Annotated in this window: 2 protein-coding genes and 1 pseudogene; 2 read left to right on the top strand and 1 reads right to left on the bottom strand. The window is 44.7% G+C overall.

Annotated features, from left to right (window positions below):
• Window positions 1-119, bottom strand: a 119-nt coding sequence (locus tag PX484_RS05725; RefSeq protein ID WP_288103119.1) for a hypothetical protein, incomplete at its 3' end; no start/stop codon positions are given.
• Window positions 120-299: 180 nt separating this feature from the next.
• Between PX484_RS05725 and PX484_RS05730 the strand changes: the two genes are divergently transcribed.
• Window positions 300-902: a M23 family metallopeptidase gene (locus PX484_RS05730; protein WP_287701612.1), complete on the top strand. Its 603-nt coding sequence runs from the start codon at window positions 300-302 to the stop codon at window positions 900-902.
• 110 nt (window positions 903-1,012) lie between these two features.
• Window positions 1,013-1,130 (top strand): annotated as a pseudogene (locus tag PX484_RS05735) (glycosyltransferase family 9 protein); the annotation flags it as partial.

The raw sequence follows: 1,130 nt of genomic DNA on the forward strand, positions 1-1,130 counted from the left end.
AAAGCCTTCTGTTGTTGATTTAACTGGATAATAGGGGCAATATCATAACTACCTCCCCGACTATCTAAGCGTTTCTGTACTTCCTCTGGATTTTCTCTAATTTGCTTTAGGTCTAACATGGTACGAGTCAGTAAAAAGTAAAAATTAAGTGGGGGAGTCGGAGAATCGGCAGCCCGAGGGGAAATGTTGTCAATCCCTAACCAATGCTCAATAATAACTCAAAACTTAACTAAAATATCGGTTAAAAGCCGCCAGTAAAATTAGCGGTATATTTAATTGTGGTGTCTGGAGTAAGTCTCATGCTCAAATATCTGCCTGTTAAATTCCTGCGTTTTTTAGCGATTAGCTGTCTTGTCACGTTAATTTCTCTAGGATTTGACCGTTTACACCCCGTTAAAGCTAATCCCACCCTCATGGCTCAAAATGCTTGGGCCGGGGCCTCCTTTCCCGTGGAAAACTTTCAAACCTATACCTCCGGTTTCGGTTATCGTTTCTCTCCCATGGATGGTAGTCAACAATTTCATGCCGGGTTAGATCTGGCCGCACCCTTGGGCAGTTATATTCGCAATTGGTGGACCGGCAGAATCGTCGAATTATCGGATAATACAGGCTGTGGCACCATGATTAAGATGCAATCGGGTCAATGGACGCATATTTATTGTCATCTCATGGGTTCGGTTCAATCCGACAGCCGTGGTACTTTTTTAATTGACAGGTCAGGAGGAATCGTCCTTACTCTCGGTCAGGATATACCAGCAGGGGCCCGCATGGCTAGAGTGGGAATGACCGGACGCACCACCGGACCACACCTGCACTGGGGACTGATGTACGGCAATCAATACGTTGACCCCGCTTTGGTTTTAAATGCTATGTACGGCTCTAATCCTTCCGGTAATACTTAAGAGAATCTGCGATCGCATTCTGTTGAGAAAAAACATCGCTGCCCGGATTTAGTGAATAACGAGGGACACTGCTAAAATTAAGCTGACCGATTCAGGTATATCCAGATAAAATGCGAATATTAACCCTTGTACCGGGAGGAATTAGCAATCAACTGCTGTTTTTTCCCACTCTAGAAACCCTCCAGCAAACTTACCCCCAAAGCAGCATTGATGTTTTGGTCGAACCTA

Origin of the sequence: Microcystis sp. M49636_WE2 (assembly GCF_030065375.1) — a bacterium.
GTDB lineage: Bacteria > Cyanobacteriota > Cyanobacteriia > Cyanobacteriales > Microcystaceae > Microcystis > Microcystis aeruginosa_C.

Excerpts from the sequence above, each read along its gene's own strand:
- PX484_RS05730 (WP_287701612.1), top strand. The coding sequence starts at position 300 with ATGCTCAAATATCTGCCTGTTAAATTCCTGCGTTTTTTAGCGATTAGC.